At 62.4% G+C, this 16,372-nt stretch carries 16 protein-coding genes; 3 read left to right on the top strand and 13 right to left on the bottom strand.

Going from position 1 to position 16,372, the window contains the following annotated elements; all coding sequences use genetic code 11:
- The first annotated feature begins 20 nt into the window (after positions 1-20).
- Positions 21-1,127 carry a 3-dehydroquinate synthase gene (gene aroB / locus Q0L62_RS12040; RefSeq protein ID WP_296680089.1) on the top strand — a complete coding sequence of 369 codons (1,107 nt, stop codon included), beginning with the start codon at positions 21-23 and terminating at the stop codon, positions 1,125-1,127.
- On the opposite strand, the gene Q0L62_RS12035 is transcribed toward aroB, so the two are convergent.
- On the bottom strand, positions 1,124-1,900 hold the full coding sequence (locus Q0L62_RS12035) for a thioesterase family protein (protein WP_296680085.1): 777 nt from the start codon (positions 1,898-1,900) through the stop codon (positions 1,124-1,126). The two genes, aroB and Q0L62_RS12035, sit on opposite strands and share 4 nt — an antisense overlap.
- Before the next feature lie 372 nt (positions 1,901-2,272).
- Here Q0L62_RS12035 and Q0L62_RS12030 point away from each other — a divergent pair, with 372 nt between their 5' ends.
- Positions 2,273-3,142, top strand: coding sequence for an OmpA family protein (locus Q0L62_RS12030; protein ID WP_296680083.1), 870 nt, complete (start codon positions 2,273-2,275; stop codon positions 3,140-3,142).
- Positions 3,143-3,183: 41 nt separating this feature from the next.
- Here Q0L62_RS12030 and Q0L62_RS12025 read toward each other — a convergent pair whose 3' ends face one another.
- The 8 genes from Q0L62_RS12025 to Q0L62_RS11990 form a co-directional block, all read right to left on the bottom strand.
- Positions 3,184-3,555 (bottom strand): tRNA-binding protein, encoded by a 372-nt coding sequence (locus Q0L62_RS12025; RefSeq protein ID WP_296680080.1) that lies wholly within the window; start codon positions 3,553-3,555, stop codon positions 3,184-3,186.
- Between the two features lies 1 nt (position 3,556).
- Positions 3,557-5,575, bottom strand: coding sequence for an acetyl/propionyl/methylcrotonyl-CoA carboxylase subunit alpha (locus tag Q0L62_RS12020; protein WP_296680078.1), 2,019 nt, complete (start codon positions 5,573-5,575; stop codon positions 3,557-3,559).
- Positions 5,576-5,700: 125 nt separating this feature from the next.
- Entirely contained in the window at positions 5,701-6,123 is a 423-nt protein-coding gene (locus Q0L62_RS12015) for a lysozyme inhibitor LprI family protein (protein ID WP_296680076.1), read from the bottom strand.
- Positions 6,120-8,261 (bottom strand): methylmalonyl-CoA mutase, encoded by a 2,142-nt coding sequence (scpA, locus tag Q0L62_RS12010; protein WP_296680074.1) that lies wholly within the window; start codon positions 8,259-8,261, stop codon positions 6,120-6,122. The genes Q0L62_RS12015 and scpA overlap by 4 nt, the downstream gene beginning before the upstream one ends.
- Before the next feature lie 10 nt (positions 8,262-8,271).
- On the bottom strand, positions 8,272-8,886 hold the full coding sequence (locus tag Q0L62_RS12005; protein ID WP_296680072.1) for a glutathione S-transferase family protein: 615 nt from the start codon (positions 8,884-8,886) through the stop codon (positions 8,272-8,274).
- Positions 8,887-9,672: an enoyl-CoA hydratase-related protein gene (locus tag Q0L62_RS12000; protein WP_296680070.1), complete on the bottom strand. Its 786-nt coding sequence runs from the start codon at positions 9,670-9,672 to the stop codon at positions 8,887-8,889.
- 122 nt (positions 9,673-9,794) lie between these two features.
- Entirely contained in the window at positions 9,795-10,247 is a 453-nt protein-coding gene (gene mce / locus Q0L62_RS11995) for a methylmalonyl-CoA epimerase (RefSeq protein ID WP_296680068.1), read from the bottom strand.
- A 68-nt stretch (positions 10,248-10,315) separates the two neighbouring features.
- Complete coding sequence (locus Q0L62_RS11990) at positions 10,316-11,848, bottom strand: acyl-CoA carboxylase subunit beta (RefSeq protein WP_296680087.1); 1,533 nt, start codon at positions 11,846-11,848, stop codon at positions 10,316-10,318.
- Positions 11,849-11,957: 109 nt separating this feature from the next.
- On the opposite strand from Q0L62_RS11990, the gene Q0L62_RS11985 reads away from it, so the two are divergent.
- Positions 11,958-13,358, top strand: a complete 1,401-nt coding sequence (locus tag Q0L62_RS11985) for a short-chain fatty acyl-CoA regulator family protein (RefSeq protein WP_296680067.1) — start codon at positions 11,958-11,960, stop codon at positions 13,356-13,358.
- On the opposite strand, the gene Q0L62_RS11980 is transcribed toward Q0L62_RS11985, so the two are convergent.
- The 4 genes from Q0L62_RS11980 to Q0L62_RS11965 form a co-directional block, all read right to left on the bottom strand.
- A complete protein-coding gene (locus tag Q0L62_RS11980) occupies positions 13,355-14,380 on the bottom strand; it encodes an NAD-dependent epimerase/dehydratase family protein (RefSeq protein WP_296680065.1) in 1,026 nt (341 codons plus the stop codon). The genes Q0L62_RS11985 and Q0L62_RS11980 overlap by 4 nt on opposite strands.
- A 16-nt stretch (positions 14,381-14,396) precedes the next feature.
- A complete protein-coding gene (locus Q0L62_RS11975) occupies positions 14,397-15,122 on the bottom strand; it encodes an SDR family oxidoreductase (protein WP_296680063.1) in 726 nt (241 codons plus the stop codon).
- Positions 15,123-15,176: 54 nt separating this feature from the next.
- On the bottom strand, positions 15,177-15,476 hold the full coding sequence (locus Q0L62_RS11970) for a hypothetical protein (protein WP_296680061.1): 300 nt from the start codon (positions 15,474-15,476) through the stop codon (positions 15,177-15,179).
- A partial coding sequence (locus Q0L62_RS11965) for an FAD-dependent oxidoreductase (RefSeq protein WP_296680060.1) occupies positions 15,473-16,372 on the bottom strand: 900 nt, incomplete at its 5' end. The genes Q0L62_RS11970 and Q0L62_RS11965, both read right to left, overlap by 4 nt.

Below are 16,372 nucleotides of genomic sequence, written 5' to 3'. Positions count from 1 at the left end.
GTCCTGAAGGGAATCGAAGCATGGCTGTAATCCCCGTCGCCATTGCCGGCGCGCCCTATGACGTGCGGGTCGGCACCGGGCTCTTGGCAGACTTTGTCGGCCAATGCCGCGGCTTGCTGCGCAAGCGGCGCGTGCCGATTATCACTGATGCCAATGTCTACGCTGCTTGGGGTGCGGTTATCGACAAGGCCTTGCACGATGGCGCGCATGAAGCGGTCTGGCGCATTCTACCGCCGGGCGAAGCGACAAAAAGCTGGGACCAGCTGGCCGCGACGCTGGATTGGCTGCTGGGCGAAGAAGTGGAACGCGGTGATCATGTAATAGCTCTCGGCGGCGGGGTAATCGGCGATCTCACCGGGTTTGCCGCAGCAATAATGAAGCGCGGCTGCCATTTTATCCAGGTCCCCACCAGCCTGCTGGCCCAGGTCGACAGCTCGGTCGGCGGCAAGACCGCGATCAACACCACGGCGGGGAAGAACCTGGTCGGGGCGTTTCATCAACCCTCGCTGGTGCTGGCCGATCTGGCCGTGCTCGATACTCTGCCCCGCCGCGAACTGCTGGCCGGTTATGCCGAAGTTATCAAATACGGACTGATTGACGATGCCGATTTCTTTGCCTGGTGCGACCGGAACGCCGCTGCCATGCTGTCAGGCGATCCGTCCTTGCGCGAATATGCCGTTTCCCATTCTGTCGCAGCCAAGGCCCGCATCGTAGCCGAGGACGAGCGCGAGACGACCGGGCGCCGTGCGCTTCTCAACCTGGGCCACACCTTTGGCCACGCGCTTGAGGCACAAACCGGCTTTTCAGACCGCCTGCTTCACGGCGAAGCTGTTTCGATCGGCATGGTGCTGGCAACGAAATATTCGGCGCGGCTAGGCCTTATGCCCACTGCAGACGCAGACCAAGTGGCCCGGCACTTGCGCGAAACCGGAATGATTGCCGACCTTGCTGCACTGGGGCTCAACTGCGATGGATCCGCTCTGGTCGCGCACATGTTGCACGACAAAAAGATGGATGCAGGTACCTTACCCTTCATCCTCCTTCGCGGGATCGGCGCGGCTTTCCTTGCGCGCGACGTTGTGCTGGATGATGTTGCCGCGTTCCTTGACGGTGAACTGGCGGCCTAACCGAAAATCGCAATTGACTGCATGCCCACCGCGACCGCCTCGCCGCGGGTGTTCCAGATCGCCATGTCCTGGCTGGAGCAGCCTTTTTCGGCATAATTGCCGGCTGCGCGCAGCAGAAACCAGCCGTCATCGGTCTGCGGATCAGCGGTCAGCAGATTAATTAGCCAGGTCATCGAACTGATCGGTGCCGGGCCGGTCAGCGGCATGACCCCGGGCGGAAGGGCATCGGAAAGCAGAAGCAGCGCGACCATCGGATCCAGGCCCTGCGCATCGCGCAGCCGTTCCCACCAGCAGATGACCGGCTGGGCCGGTTCGGCTTGCGGCAAGGCAAAGCGGCGTTCCAGGTTCGGTGCAAAACTGGGTCCTGCGCGTTCCGGCAAAGGCACGGCATCGGCCAGCGGAATAAGGTTGGCGGGGACGGGCACATCGTGAAGATGCAGCGTGCTCTGCTCAACTGCGCCCATAAACACGAAAGTCGCGGTAAGCCCGACACCTGCCTCCGACGCAACTTCGGCGCTGATCCAGCTGGCGTTACGCCCGCGCCGCAGCAATCTGGCGGTGACAGCTACTTCGCCCGCAAGGGGCCCGACAAAGTTCACTGTTGCCGAACGCAGCGGCGGCAGGTCGTTCGCAAGCTGCTGCGCGGCGACCAGTGCGAGAGCGGCCGACAGCCCGCCATAGCTGGTCCGGCCCTGCATCCATTCGGCAGGTATGTCGGTAACAAATCCGCCATTATGCGGGCGGGCGGCAGCAAGGATACGGGGCAGGCTCATGCTGGATGCCATTGACGCTATGGTAATGTGCGTCAACACCCGGTTGCAGGATGCAACGGTTTTTTGAAAAAACCAGGCCGCCGTGGACCGATCTGTTCCGGCTACCCAAACAGGCTTATCCAGAGGTCATCCCGGCATCAATTTGAGCAGCAGACGGGATCGGCCGAGACAGATTCGCAGTGCTGGTTTGGCACGATCTGCCGCGTCCTGAAGATCGATTTTGCCATCGTTTCACTGGCCAGACCGGCTCCGTTCATCGCAGATCCTAACCGAACGACCCGTAAATTGACGGATTCACCGAATTCCGTTCATTTGACAGACAGGTTTGTCTTAACAGGCACGCGGCGAGATTTCATCAAGGAGCCAAAATCTATGGGTACCATGTCCACGCGGACCACGGTCCTTTCCCTTGCCGCACTGCTCGCCTTGCCGGCAAGCGTAAGCGTATCGGCGCAAGAACCTGCCAACAATCCCGCCATTATCGTCAACGGCGAACTGACGCCTGACATGTCGGCAATGACGCCGGGTCCGGAATTGAAGGGCGTTATTACCGCCAAGACCACTGATCGGATCAAGGTCACCACGGCTGACGGCACCAGCACGGTCGTTTATGTCAACGACACCACCAAGATCAAGGGCGGCAGCGGCCTGTTTGGCGGCAAGGGCAACTATACCAAGGCCTCGCTCCTCAACGGTTTGCCGGTAACGGTCAAGACCATGCAAGCCGGCCCTGTTCTGCTGGCCAGCCAGGTCAGCTTCAAGGGCAGCGATTCCAAGGTCGCAACGATGATCCGCAACGGCACCGCCCAGGGCTTTGCCGAGCAGACCGCTGCGACCCAGGCCTTGCGCAGCCGCATGGCCGATATCGACAACTACAACATCAAGGGCACGACCAACGTCTACTTCGACACCGCCAAGTCGAACCTGTCACCCCAGGCCAAGGCCGAACTGTGCCAGGCAGCCACCCAGGCAGAAGGCATGAACAATGCGCTGCTGCTGGTAGTCGGCTACACCGATTCAGTCGGTGACGAGGAATATAACCAGACGCTTAGCGAAAAGCGCGCGTCAAGCGTGGTCAACTACCTGCAGCAATACTGCAAGTGGAAGCCCTACCGCGTCCTGACACCGACCGGCATGGCCGAAAGCGATCCGGCAGCGGATAATTCGACCGAAGAAGGCAAGGCGCAGAACCGCCGCGTTGCCGTGAACATCCTCGTCAGCAAAAGCGTCGACGGGCTGTAAAATTGAAAAGGGGGTGGGCCGTGACGGTCCGCCCCCGTTTTCTAGAACAGCCGTGACCCGTTGGGCACGGCATGATCCGGTGAAAACAGGATCACCGCGCCGGCTTGATCGCCAAAGCCCAGGGTCAGCACTTCGGACATGAACTTGCCGATCTGGCGGGGCGGAAAATTGACCACGGCAGCAATTTGCCGCCCGGTCAACTCCTCAGGCGTGTAGCGATCGGTGATCTGCGCGCTCGATTTCCTGACCCCAATCGCCGGGCCGAAATCGATGACCAGCTTGAAAGCCGGTTTGCGCGCTTCGGGAAACGGCTCGGCCGACAGCACGGTGCCGATCCGGATATCTACGGCAAGAAACTGATCGAAGCCGATTTCGTCGCCGCGCGGGGCATCGGGGGCGTGGCTCAGATGCATTCTATTCAAGTTCCAGGATCACCGCGTCAACCGCCAGGCTGTCACCCGGCTTGGCGTTGACCGTCTTGACCGTAGCCGTTTTTTCGGCGCGCAGGATGTTCTCCATCTTCATTGCCTCGACCACCGCAAGCGGCTGGCCCGCCTCAACCTGGTCGCCTACCGCAACGTTCAGCGAAACCAGCAGCCCCGGCATCGGGCAGATCAGGAACTTGGACAGGTCGGGCGGGACCTTTTCAATCATGTGCCGGGTCAGGTGCGCAAGGTGCGCCGGCAACAGTCTGACCTGATGGATCGCCCCGCGCGTAGTAAGTTTCATGCCCGTGCGGTTGGGCTCTACCTTGACCGTGTATGTTTCGCCTTCGATGTGCGCCTCAACCAGCCGGTCGCCCGGCGTATAGCTGCACCCCATGTCAAGCGGCTCGCCATCAACCATCACGTCATCTTCCAGCGCCACGCTGAACGATTGATCGGCAATTTTGACTTCCCAATCATAAGGCGGTTCAAGATGACCGTCGAGCTGGCCGTCGACCTGGCGCGCACGGTCGGCCCGCGCCGTGGCGATGAAGGCGGCTATGGCGGCCAGATGCGCCTTGACCCGGTCCGATGTAGCAGCGCCGTGGAAGCCGTCAGGATATTCCTCGGCGATGAACCCTGTGGTCAGTTCGCCTGAGCGGAAGCGCGGATGCTGCATGATCGCGCTGACGAAATCGATGTTGTGAGACAGCCCTTCAATCTCGAACGCGTCGAGCGCGGCGACCTGCTTGTCCGCTGCCGCATCGCGGGTTTCGCCCCAGGTCACCAGCTTGGCGATCATCGGATCGTAGAACATGCTGACTTCGCCGCCTTCATAGACACCGTCGTCCACGCGAACCCCGTCAACCCCGCGGCGGCCATTGGCTGCACCATCGTCTTCCCAGCCCGCAACCGGCGGATCATACCGTACCAGCCGCCCGGTACTGGGCAGGAACCCGCGATAGGGATCTTCGGCATAGACCCGGTTTTCGATTGCCCATCCGTCGATCCCGATGTCTTCCTGCGTCATCGCCAGCTTTTCGCCGTAAGCCACGCGGATCATCTGTTCGACCAGATCGATCCCGGTAATCGCCTCGGTCACCGGGTGCTCAACCTGAAGCCGGGTATTCATTTCGAGGAAATAGAAGCTCTCGCCGCTGGGGTCCGCGCCGCTGACAATCAGCTCAACCGTCCCCGCCGAATAATACCCCACCGCGCGGCTCAGCGCGACGCATTGCTCGCCCATCGCCTTGCGCATCTTGGGGGTGACGAACGGTGACGGTGCTTCCTCCACCACCTTTTGATGGCGGCGCTGGATGCTGCATTCGCGCTCGTTGAGGTAAAGAATATTGCCGTGCTGATCGCCCAGGATCTGGATCTCGATATGGCGCGGGTTCAGAATGAATTTCTCGATAAACACCCGGTCGTCGCCGAATGAGTTGAGCCCCTCGCGCTGCGTCGCTTCAAAGCCCTCGCGCACGTCCTGTTCGCTATAGGCCAGCCGCATCCCCTTGCCGCCGCCGCCGGCGCTGGCCTTCATCATCACCGGATAACCGATCTCGCCTGAAATCCGCACCGCATGCTCGGTATCCTCAATCACTCCGACGAAGCCGGGGACCACGTTGACCCCGGCGGCCATGGCGAGTTTCTTGGACTCGATCTTGTCACCCATCGCGGCGATGGCACCCACCGGCGGGCCGACAAAAGCGATGCCCTCTTTCGCCAGAGCCTCGGCAAAGCTAGTGCGTTCGGACAGGAAGCCATAGCCCGGATGCACCGCCTCGGCCCCAGTCTGCTTGGCCGCGGCGATGATCTTGTCGGCGATGAGATAGCTTTGTGCAGCAGGTGAAGGACCGATGTGAACCGCCTCGTCCGCCATCGACACGAACGGCGCACGCGCGTCGGCATCGGAATAGACCGCGACGGTCTGGATACCCATCCGGCGGGCGGTCTTGATCACCCGGCAAGCAATTTCACCACGGTTGGCGATGAGGATTTTTTTGAACATTTAGCAGTCCCAGCTATTGCAAACAGTTTTGGCGATCATGCCGATGGCCACTGCAATTCCCGCAAAAAATCGCTGTGAGATAGCCAGGTGCAGGACCTGTTGCTGGCGCAAGATGCGCGCAGGCTTCATTCTTGAAACTCCGGTCGTCCGGCCAGCAGGAACAGGTCGGTGGTTCGCTGCTCGGTCATGCTCGTTTTGCAGATATATTCGAGCATCGTTGCCGGCCCATCGCCTTGTGCAGAGAGCCGTTCGAGCACGCACGTCTCGTCGCGGTAAGTGAGCCAGGCCCGCTGTGCCGCGCGCAGGGTGGGCAGAAAGCCAGGCTCCTTGTTACTTTGGTGGTCGATGCGCTCATCCGCATTGCGCAAAACGGTGATCGTCTTTTCTAACTGCTGCTCCAGCGCCTTTTCCGCAGCCTGGAAGTTATCGAGTTCGCACCGGGTCACATCGGCCGCCTGTTCGGCCTCAATACAATTGACAGGTTCCCCGTCGATGCCATCGACAAAATGCGGCCCGGCGAGCACGGCGACGTAAAGGAAAAGGCTCATTCTGCCGCATCCCGTTCATCGCCCGCGGGCGGCATATTGTGCCCCAACAGGCGCAGCACATCCGCCGCGCATTCGACCACGTTCGAACCCGGCCCATAGATCCCCTGCACCCCGGCATCGCGCAGGAAGTCATAGTCCTGCGGCGGAATCACGCCGCCGGCGATGACCTTGATGTCAGGGCGTCCGGCGTCCCGTAGGTGGCGGATCAGCTCCGGAACCAACGTCTTGTGACCGGCGGCGAGCGAGCTGGCTCCCACCGCGTCAACGTCCTTCTCCAAGGCCAGAGCGCAGGCCTCCTCAGGCGTCTGGAACAATGGCCCGCTGGTGACGTCAAAGCCCATGTCGGTGAAGGCGCTGGCGATCACGTTGGCGCCGCGATCGTGGCCGTCCTGGCCCATCTTGGCGACCAGCAGGCGGGGCGCACGGCCAAGGCGGCGAGTGACGGCGGCGACACCATCGATCACCTGCGCCCAACGCATATCAAATTCGTAGGCGCTGCCGTAGACCCCTGTCACCGGGACCGGCTGGGTGCCATACCGGCCAAACACCGCTTCCATCGCGTCAGAGATTTCCCCAAGCGAGGCCCGCGCGCGGGCAGCATCGACAGCGAGCGCAAGCAGGTTGCCCCCGCCCTGCGCGCCCTTGGTCAACGCTTTCAATGCCGCCTGACAGTCCGCCTCGTCACGCGCGGCCCGCATTTTCCTGAGCCGCGCGATCTGGGCATCGCGCACCGCGTGGTTATCGATGCTAAGCGTATCGAGCGGCGCTTCTTCGGCCAGCCGGTACTTGTTGACCCCGACGATCACGTCCTCGCCCCGGTCGACGCGCGCTTGCTTTGCGGCGGCAGCTTCCTCGATCCGCTGCTTGGGCATTCCGGTGGCGACCGCCTTGGTCATCCCGCCCAGCGCGTCGATTTCCACGATCAGTTTCCAAGCCTGATCGACCAGTTCTGCGGTCAGTGCCTCGACATAGTACGACCCGCCCAGCGGATCAACCACCTTGGTGATCCCGCTCTCCTCGGCCAGCACGATCTGGGTGTTGCGCGCGATCCGAGCGGAAAAATCCGTGGGCAGCGCGATCGCTTCGTCCAGCGCGTTGGTGTGGAGGCTCTGCGTGCCGCCCAAAGTGGCGGCCATCGCCTCTATCGTGGTGCGGATCACGTTGTTGTAGGGATCCTGCTCTTGCAGCGACACACCGCTGGTCTGGCAGTGGGTGCGCAGCATCTTGCTGCGCTCATCCTTCGCCCCCAGTCCGTCCATCACCCGGTGCCACAGCGTGCGAGCCGCACGCAGCTTGGCCACTTCCATGAAGAAGTTCATGCCGATCCCGAAGAAGAAGCTCAGCCGCCCGGCAAAGGCGTCGATGTTCAGTCCGGCGGCCATCGCGCGGCTGGCGTATTCCTTGCCGTCCGCAATCGTGAACGCCAGTTCCTGCACAGCGGTCGCCCCGGCCTCGTGCATGTGATAGCCGCTGATCGAAATAGAATTGAATTTCGGCATGTTGGCGCTGGTATATGCGATGATGTCTGAGACAATCCGCATACTCGGCTCGGGCGGGTAGATATAGGTGTTGCGAACCATGAACTCCTTCAGGATGTCGTTCTGGATCGTGCCGTCAAGCTGGGCCTGGCTCACCCCCTGCTCTTCCCCGGCAACGATGAAAAACGCCAGAATCGGGATCACCGCACCGTTCATCGTCATGGAAACGGACATCTGATCGAGCGGTATACCGTCGAACAGGATCTTCATGTCCTCGACACTGTCGATCGCTACGCCGGCCTTGCCGACATCGCCAACAACGCGCGGGTGATCGCTGTCATAGCCGCGGTGGGTGGCCAGATCGAAAGCGACCGACAGTCCCTTTTGCCCGGCGGCAAGGTTGCGGCGGTAGAAGGCGTTGCTTTCCTCCGCGGTGGAGAAGCCCGCATACTGGCGGATCGTCCAGGGCCGCCCGGCATACATGCTGGCGCGCACCCCGCGCGTGAACGGTGCGAAACCGGGCAGACCGGGGTCGGGCGCATCCTGCGCGGTGTAGAGCGGCTTGATGTCGAACCCTTCGGGCGTGTGCCAGGTCAGGTCCCTGCCTTTGACCTCTTTGGCCGCGGCGGCCTGCCATTTGGAAAGGGTTGGTGTGCTCATGTTTGTGTCCTCAGGCGCTCGCGCTCGGCCGGGCGGAAACCTCGGCGTGCCAGCGGCGCAGATTGGTCAGCCCGTCGGGAATGGCGATGCCGATGAAGTTTGCAAAGTCCAGGGTTGAAAGCAGCACGATATCTGCCATCGAAAACGTCTCACCCGCGATGAATCGTGCTTCGGCCAGGGCCGCATCGAACACCCCCATTGCCGCCAGCGCCTGGGGAACGGCCGCCTTGCCGAAATCCTCGAACCGCTCGGGCACGACCTTGGCGGTGTAGGGGTGAACGTTGACCCAGTAGGCACGCACCGGACTTCCCAGCGCAAACTCCGTCCGGCGGATCCACATCTCGATTACCGCGATTTCAAACGGTGTCTCGCCGAACAACGGCTGCGCCGGGTGCAGCGCTTCAAGATAGCGGCAGATGGCGACGGTTTCCGAAATCGCGGTGCCGTCATCAAGGACCAGCACCGGCACCTGGCCCAACGGGTTGCGCGCCAGATGCTCCGCGCTCTTGTGCTCGCGCGCCACCAATGAGACCGTCTGCATCGGCAAATCGATCCCCTTTTCCGCCGCGAACATGCGGACCCGGCGCGGGTTTGGGGCCGGACTGGGGGTGTCGTAGAAAATCATCTACTGCCCTTTGAAAGCGGCTTTGCGCTTTTGCAGGAATGCCATCCCGCCTTCCATCGCATCGGCGCTGGCCCCAGCCACGCGTTGACCTTCGGCTTCGGCCAGCAGCACCTGCGGTAACGAGCCGTCAAGCGCGGTCTGGATATTGGCCTTCATCGTCCGGTATGACACGGTCGGCCCTTCCGACAGGCGGGTGGCCAGCGCCATCGCCTCGTCCAACAGCGCCGCATCCTCGACTGCCTTGTAGATCAGACCCCATTCCTCGGCCTGGTCAGCACTGATCTTCTCGCCCAGCATCATCATCCTGGTGGCGCGGGCGCGGCCGATGGCGCGGGCCAGCAGCCACGTCGATCCGCCATCGGGGACCAGCCCGATATTGACGAAGGCTTGGAGGAAATAGGCGCTCCTGCCTGCCAGCACGAAATCGCCCGCCAGCGCGATCGAACAGCCGACCCCGGCCGCCGCGCCGTTGACCGCCGTCACCACAGGCACCGGCGCGCGCAGAATCTGGCTGACCAGCGGGTTGTAATGGTTCTGCAAAGCGCGGTGGCTGCCGCCTTTTTGCTGGATCGCGCTCGCCTCGCCCCGCGCGGCCAGATCAGCGCCCGAGCAGAAGCCTTTGCCGGCCCCGGTGATCACCACCGCGCGGGCATCGCCCAGATCGTAGAACGCTGCACCCAGCTCGTCCGCCAACGGAACGGACGCAGCGTTTAGCCGCTCGGGCCGGTTAAGCGTGATCTTCAGCACGCCGCCCACGCGCTCGGTCAGGATGGTTTCGTACGCCATGTCTTGTTCCCTCTCTTGTATCGTCGTCCCGGACTTGATCTGGGATTCAGTTCTTCCCCGCAATCCGCCGCTTCCGAAGCCGCGCTGTGCCCCGGATCACGTCCGGGGTGACCGGTTGCGGCCTAGTTCGACCAGTGCTCTCCGGCTTTGGGCGTTTCCATGATTTCGGTCAGTACCCCGCCCATGTCCTTGGGGTGGACGAAGAAGATCGGCGTGCCGTGCGCGCCGATCCGGGGTTCTCCCAGCACGCGCTTGCCCAGCGCCTCGAACTCGGCCTTGGCGGCGTGGATATCGGGCACTTCGTAGCACATGTGATGCTGCCCGCCCGCTGGGTTCTTCTCAAGGAAGCTGGTGATCGAGGTGTTACCCGGCAGCGGCTCGATCAGCTCGATCTGGGTGCCATTCAGCGCCCCGTTCGCACCGGGCGTATCGACGAAGCAGACCTTCACCCCCTGCGATTCCAGATCGAACGGCGCATGGATCTTGGTCGCGCCCATGACATCGCGATAAAAGACGATGGCATCGGCAATGCTGGGAGTTGCAACGCCGATGTGGTTGAGGCGGCCTAGTTTCATTTGAAATCCTCCAACATGCCCGAGCCAAACCAAAACATGAAGGCATTTGCGCGTTCCATCAGGCCACCTCACAACGGAATGTTGTCATGCTTTTTCCAAGGATTCTCGAGGCTTTTGTTCCGCAATTTCCGCAAGCCCAGCGCAATCCGCCGCCGGGTATTGCGCGGGTGGATCACCTCGTCGATGAAGCCCTTGCTGGCCGCCACGAAGGGGTTGGCAAACCGGTCCTCATACTCGCGGGTTCGCTCTACAATCTTGTCGGGATCGCCGATGTCCTGGCGGAAGATGATCTCCACCGCGCCTTTGGCTCCCATCACGGCGATTTCGCCGGTCGGCCATGAATAATTGAGATCGCCGCGCAGGTGCTTTGAGCTCATCACGCAATAGGCGCCGCCATAGGCCTTGCGGGTGATCACGGTGATCTTCGGCACGGTCGCCTCGGCATAGGCGAACAGCAGCTTGGCACCGTGCTTGATGATCCCGCCATATTCCTGCGCCGTGCCGGGCAGGAAGCCGGGCACGTCGACGAAGGTCAGGATGGGGATTTCGAAGGCATCGCAGAACCGCACGAACCGCGCGGCCTTCTTGCTGGCGTTGATATCGAGCACGCCGGCCAGAACCATCGGCTGGTTGGCGACCACGCCCACCGTGCGGCCTTCGATACGCCCGAACCCAACGATGATGTTGGCGGCATGGGTTGGCTGGATCTCGAAGAAATCGCCCTCGTCCAGCACCTTGCGCACCACTTCGTGCATGTCATAAGGCTGGTTGGCATTAGCCGGAATGACCGTGTCCAGGCTGTCCTCGATCCGGTCCCAAGCGTCAGAGGTAGGTCGTTCGGGCACGCCGGAGCGGTTGTCGCTTGGCAAATAGTCGATCAGGTCGCGCGCGCTCAGCAGCGCTTCGATATCGTTTTCCAGCGCCAGATCGGCGACGCTGGTCTTGGTGCTGTGGGTTACCGCGCCGCCCAGTTCCTCTTGCGTCACGATTTCGTTAGTCACGGTCTTGACCACGTCGGGACCAGTGACGAACATGTAACTGCTATCCTTCACCATGAAGATGAAGTCGGTCATCGCCGGGGAATAGACCGCCCCGCCCGCGCATGGCCCCATGATCAGGCTGAGCTGCGGCACCACCCCGCTGGCCAGCACGTTGCGCTGGAAAATCTCGGTATAGCCGCCCAGGCTGGCGACGCCTTCCTGGATGCGCGCGCCGCCGCTGTCGTTGAGGCCGATTACCGGAGCGCCGACTTTCATCGCCGCGTCCATCACCTTGCAGATTTTCATCGCATGGCGTTCCGATACCGCTCCGCCGAACACGGTAAAATCCTGTGCGTAGACATAGACCAGCCGCCCGTTGATCGTGCCGCTGCCGGTTACCACGCCGTCACCGGGGATTACCTGATCCTGCATCCCGAAATCGGTACAGTTGTGTTCGACATACATGTCGACTTCTTCAAAGCTGCCTTCATCCAGCAGTATCAGCAGTCGTTCCCGCGCGGTCAGCTTGCCCTTGGCGTGCTGGGCATCGATGCGCTTTTGCCCCCCGCCCAGCCGCGCTGCGGCCCGGCGCTGTTCCATTCCGGCGATATTTGCGGACATTCCCACCCCGTCAAACTGATCGAAGCGTTCGGCATGCTGCGGCACCGCGGCAATGTCCAATGTGAAATTGCAAAGTTGCAAAGCCGGAGTTTGCAAACTAGGTTGCAGCATGGTTCAGCGCCGCCTGTTTGCCGGAGCCCAGCTCCGCACCATTCGCACGGAACGGCGGCTTAAACAGGCCGAGCTTGCCGCACGTCTGGCGATCAGCACGTCATACCTTTCGCAACTGGAAAACGATGACCGGCCGCTAACCCCGGCTCTGATCGATCGTCTGGCACGGGCCTTCCCGCTCGACTGGCGCGATCTTGGCGCAGGCGATCCCGAGGCCCGGTTGGCTGCCCTGCGTGAGGCCAACGCCGATCCGCTGTTTCCCGACGCGCTGGATGCGGCGCAACTGGCCCGCTTTGCCGAACAACAGCCGCTGCTGGCCGAACGGTTCATCACGCTTCACGAAGCCTATCGCCGCGGCGGGCAACGGCTTGCCATGGTTGATGAGGCGCTGGCGAGCGAAAGCGCGGGCACAGCGCGTCTGCCATGGGAAGAAGTGCGCGACTGGTTCCACCTGGAAAACAACTATGTCGACAGCCTGGACCGCGCTGCCGAGGGCCTGGCCAGACGGCTGGGCGGCCTGTCCCCCGATACGGTCGCGATTGAAGCCTATCTGAAGGAAGCCCTGTCAATCTCGCTGATCTATTCGGGCGTTCAGGGCCTGCGATCCTATGACGCGGAGATGGGCCACCTGACGGTCGATCCCGGTCAGCCTGCCGAAAGCCGCCGCTTTCAATTGGCGCACCAGCTTGCCGCACTGGCTCTGAAAGACGAAATCGCCGCCGTGATCGAGGGCGCCGGCCTGCGCAATGCGGCCAGCCGCCAGTTGCTGTTCGTCGGACTGTGCAATTATGCCGCCGGTGCATTGCTGATGCCCTACCGCCGGTTTCGCGCCGCCGCGCGCGATGTGCGCCACGATATCGACCGGCTTGCGCAAAGCTTTGGCACCAGTTTCGAACAGACCTGCCACCGGCTTTCCACTCTGCAGCGCGAAGACATGCGCGGGGTGCCGTTCTTCTTCTGCCGCGTCGATATGGCGGGCAACATCACCAAGCGCCATTCCGCCACCCGGTTGCAATTCGCCCGTTTTGGAGGGGCCTGCCCGCTGTGGATCGTGCATGAGGCGGTCGCGATTCCCGACCGCATTCTGGTTCAGCTGGCCGAAACGCCGGACGGCGTGCGCTATGTCTCGATGGCCAAGGGGCTGGTGAAGCCCAGCGGCAGCTATGACCGGGCGCCGCGCCGTTATGCCGTGGCCTTGGGCTGCGAGGCCAGCCAGGCGGGCGAGTTCATTTATGCCGACGGGCTTGACCTTGGCAGCCCGCGCGCTGCAACGCGGATCGGCATATCGTGCCGCATCTGTCCCCGCGCCGATTGCGACCAGCGCGCCTTTCCGCCCAGCGACCGCCCGATCAGCGTCGATCCCGACACTCGCGGCGTGGTGCCATACCGCGTGGGTTAGACCTTCACCACGCCGTGGGCGATCAGGCTGCGCGCGCAATCAACTATGGATTCTTCGGGCGGACGCGGCTTCCAGCCGAGCACTTGCTGCGCATGGGCCGAACTGATGGTGCGGGTCCGGCCCAGCTCTCCGATCAGCTGTCGGGCCGCCGGCATGACCACGGACAGCAGTCGCACGCCCCAGTCCGGCATTGCCCGCTTGGGCACCTTGCGCGCCTGCGGCCCCAGGCTGCCGCGCAGCACCCGCGCAACGTCTCCGAAATGCTGAAAAGGCTGGGCCGCGCCAATGAATCTGGCGCCGTGGATCAGTTGGGCGGGCGCCTCAAGCGCGCGCACATGCAGGTCCGCAATATCGCGCAGGTCGACCACATTGAAACCGACATTGGGGATGGCCGGGACCGATCCGTTGAGCAGGCGCTGCACGACTTCGACCGAGGCTGCGAAATCACCACTTTCAACCGGACCCAGCACCAGCACCGGGCAGACAGCGCAATAGTCCATGCCTGGCGCATTGGCAGCCACCCAGTCGCGCGCCGCCTGTTCCGCGATGGTCTTGGATTTGACATAGGGCTGCACGCCGGGCGCATCGACATTGGTCCAGTCAGCCTCGTCGAAATGCGATTTTGACGGCGGATGGCCATAGGCAACGGCGGCGGAAGAACTGGTCATCACAAACCGCCTGATCCCCGCTGTATGGGCAAACCGCAGCGCCCGCAATGCACCTTCGCGCGCCGGGACGATCAGCTCATTCTCGTCCTTGGGAACGCCGGCCGGAAACGGCGATGCCATGTGGCATACTGCATTGCAGCCAGCTGCCGCTTCGGCCCAGCCTGCATCGTTCATCAGGTCTGCGGCAAAGAAGCGCAGCGTCTGACGCGATCCGCCCAGCTGCCCGCGCAGCTCCGGCTCGCGGCTCAGGTTGCGAACCGTTGTGTTGACCGTCCATCCGTTCGCCAGAAGCTGACGGATTGTTTCACCTGCGATGTAGCCGCTGCCGCCGCTGACCAGAACCGTCCCTGCCATTTTTCATTTCCCTGTTTCAGAACTTGATCATGATCCGACGCGCAAGCGCGGGCGACAGCGAGTGCACGCGCTGAAGCAGCCTGACCATGCCGACGTTGGCCTCATCCGCGCCGCGCTCCATCGCAGCAATGATCTGGCGCGCGCATTCTTCGGGTGCCATTTTGCGGCTGTCGCGCCCGGCAGTCATCTTGGTTTCAACCACCGGTGGCAACGCCTCGACGACGTGGATGTTCGTGTCCTTGAGCTGATAGCGCAGCGCCTGGGTATAGCTGCGCAGCGCCGCTTTGGTCGCGCAATAGACCGGCCCGCCCGCGCGCGGCGCTATCGCCAGACCCGAAGTCACGTTGACTATCTGTGCCTCTGGCCGGGACTTGAGCGTGGCCATCAGTGCAGTGATCAGATGAATCGGCGCGTTGAGATTGAGGAAAATGGCGGCGTCGGCTGCGCCTGCATCCGGCAGACCCGGATTGCGAAAATCGTGATCAGCCCCGGCCCCGGCATTGTTGACAAGAATGTCGATCGTCCGGCCCGACATGCCCGCAATCAGTGCGTCGACCCCTTCACGGTTGGAAAGATCACAAGCGATAACGTCGAACCCATCCGCACGCGTCGCCGCTACGCGTTCTGCATTGCGGCCAGTGGTAATCACCGCCGCACCCTTGGCGCGCAACTGGCGGACCAGCTGTGCGCCAATTCCGTCCGTGCCGCCCGTAACCAGTGCTGTCTTGCCCGACAGGTTCATTCCGCCTCTCCCGATAGAAGGCGCCCAGACTAGGATCTTGGTTGCAGATTGCAACTATCTGCGGGGGCGCAGCAGGCGGAAAAATCCAAGCACGATCAGCAGCCAGAACGAATAGCTGGCCAGCAGATTGAACGGGCGCAGATCGTCTTCCAGCCCAACCTTGTGGAGCACCGAGGTATCGGGGCTATCGACCAGGAACGGCGCTGGCCAGCCGGCCTGTTCGCGCGGCAGAAAGTTGTCGTTCAACAGCCCTTCGTGCCCGTACATCGTCCGCTCACCATTGTTACTGACGACGAGCAGGCTGCACAGGGTCAGAAGCAGCGCTGCTGCAGCGCGAAGCAACACCTGGATCACCGCATCAGCACCAGTTCCTCAGCCATGCTGGGATGCAGCGCCACGGTCGCGTCGAAATCGGCTTTGGTCAGCCTGGCCTGCACTGTGATCGCTGCGGCCTGGAGGATTTCCGGCGCATCTGGCCCGATCATGTGGATGCCCAGGATCCGGTCGGTCCCGGCATCGACCACCAGCTTGTACAGCCCGCGTTCCTGCCGCGCGGCAAAGACGTTCTTCATTGGCCGGAAGTCCGATGTGAAAACCTTGATGTTGCCGAACTGGTTGCGTGCCTGCCCTTCGGTCAGGCCGACCGAGGCCAGCGGGGGCTGCGAGAAGACCGCGCTGGGGATAAAATCGTAGGCGGTTGAGCGCGGATTTCCGCCGAACACGGTATCCGCGAAGGCGTGCCCCTCGCGGATTGCGATCGGGGTCAGCTGCACCCGGTCGGTCACGTCGCCCACGGCATAGATGCTGTCACAGCTGGTTTTGCTGTATTCGTCGACCGGCACTTCACCCTTTTCGCCCAGTTGAACCCCGGCGTTATCCAGCCCGAGCCCGGCCGTGTTGGGGCGGCGTCCCGTAGCGACCAGCACAACGTCTGCGGCGATTGGATCGTGATCGCCGACCGTGACCATCAGACTGCCATCGTCCTGCTTTTCGACCTTGGTGATCGGGCAGTTGAACTTGTATTCGATCCCGCGCGCCATGGTGATCTGCAGCAGGCGGTCGCGCAGCGCTTCGTCATAGCCGCGCAGCAGGGTTTCGCTGCGGTTGACCACGGTGACATGGCTGCCAAGCGCGTTGAAGATGCCGGCAAACTCCATCGCGATATAGCCAGCGCCTTGCACGATCACCCGCTTGGGCAAGCTGGGCAGATGAAACACCTCATTCGACGTGATGCAATGCTCATTGCCTGG

The sequence above is a fragment of the Novosphingobium sp. genome (assembly GCF_024642085.1).
Lineage (GTDB): Bacteria > Pseudomonadota > Alphaproteobacteria > Sphingomonadales > Sphingomonadaceae > Novosphingobium.
Note: the sequence above shows the minus strand (reverse complement) of the source record. Positions and strands in the feature narration are given on the sequence as shown.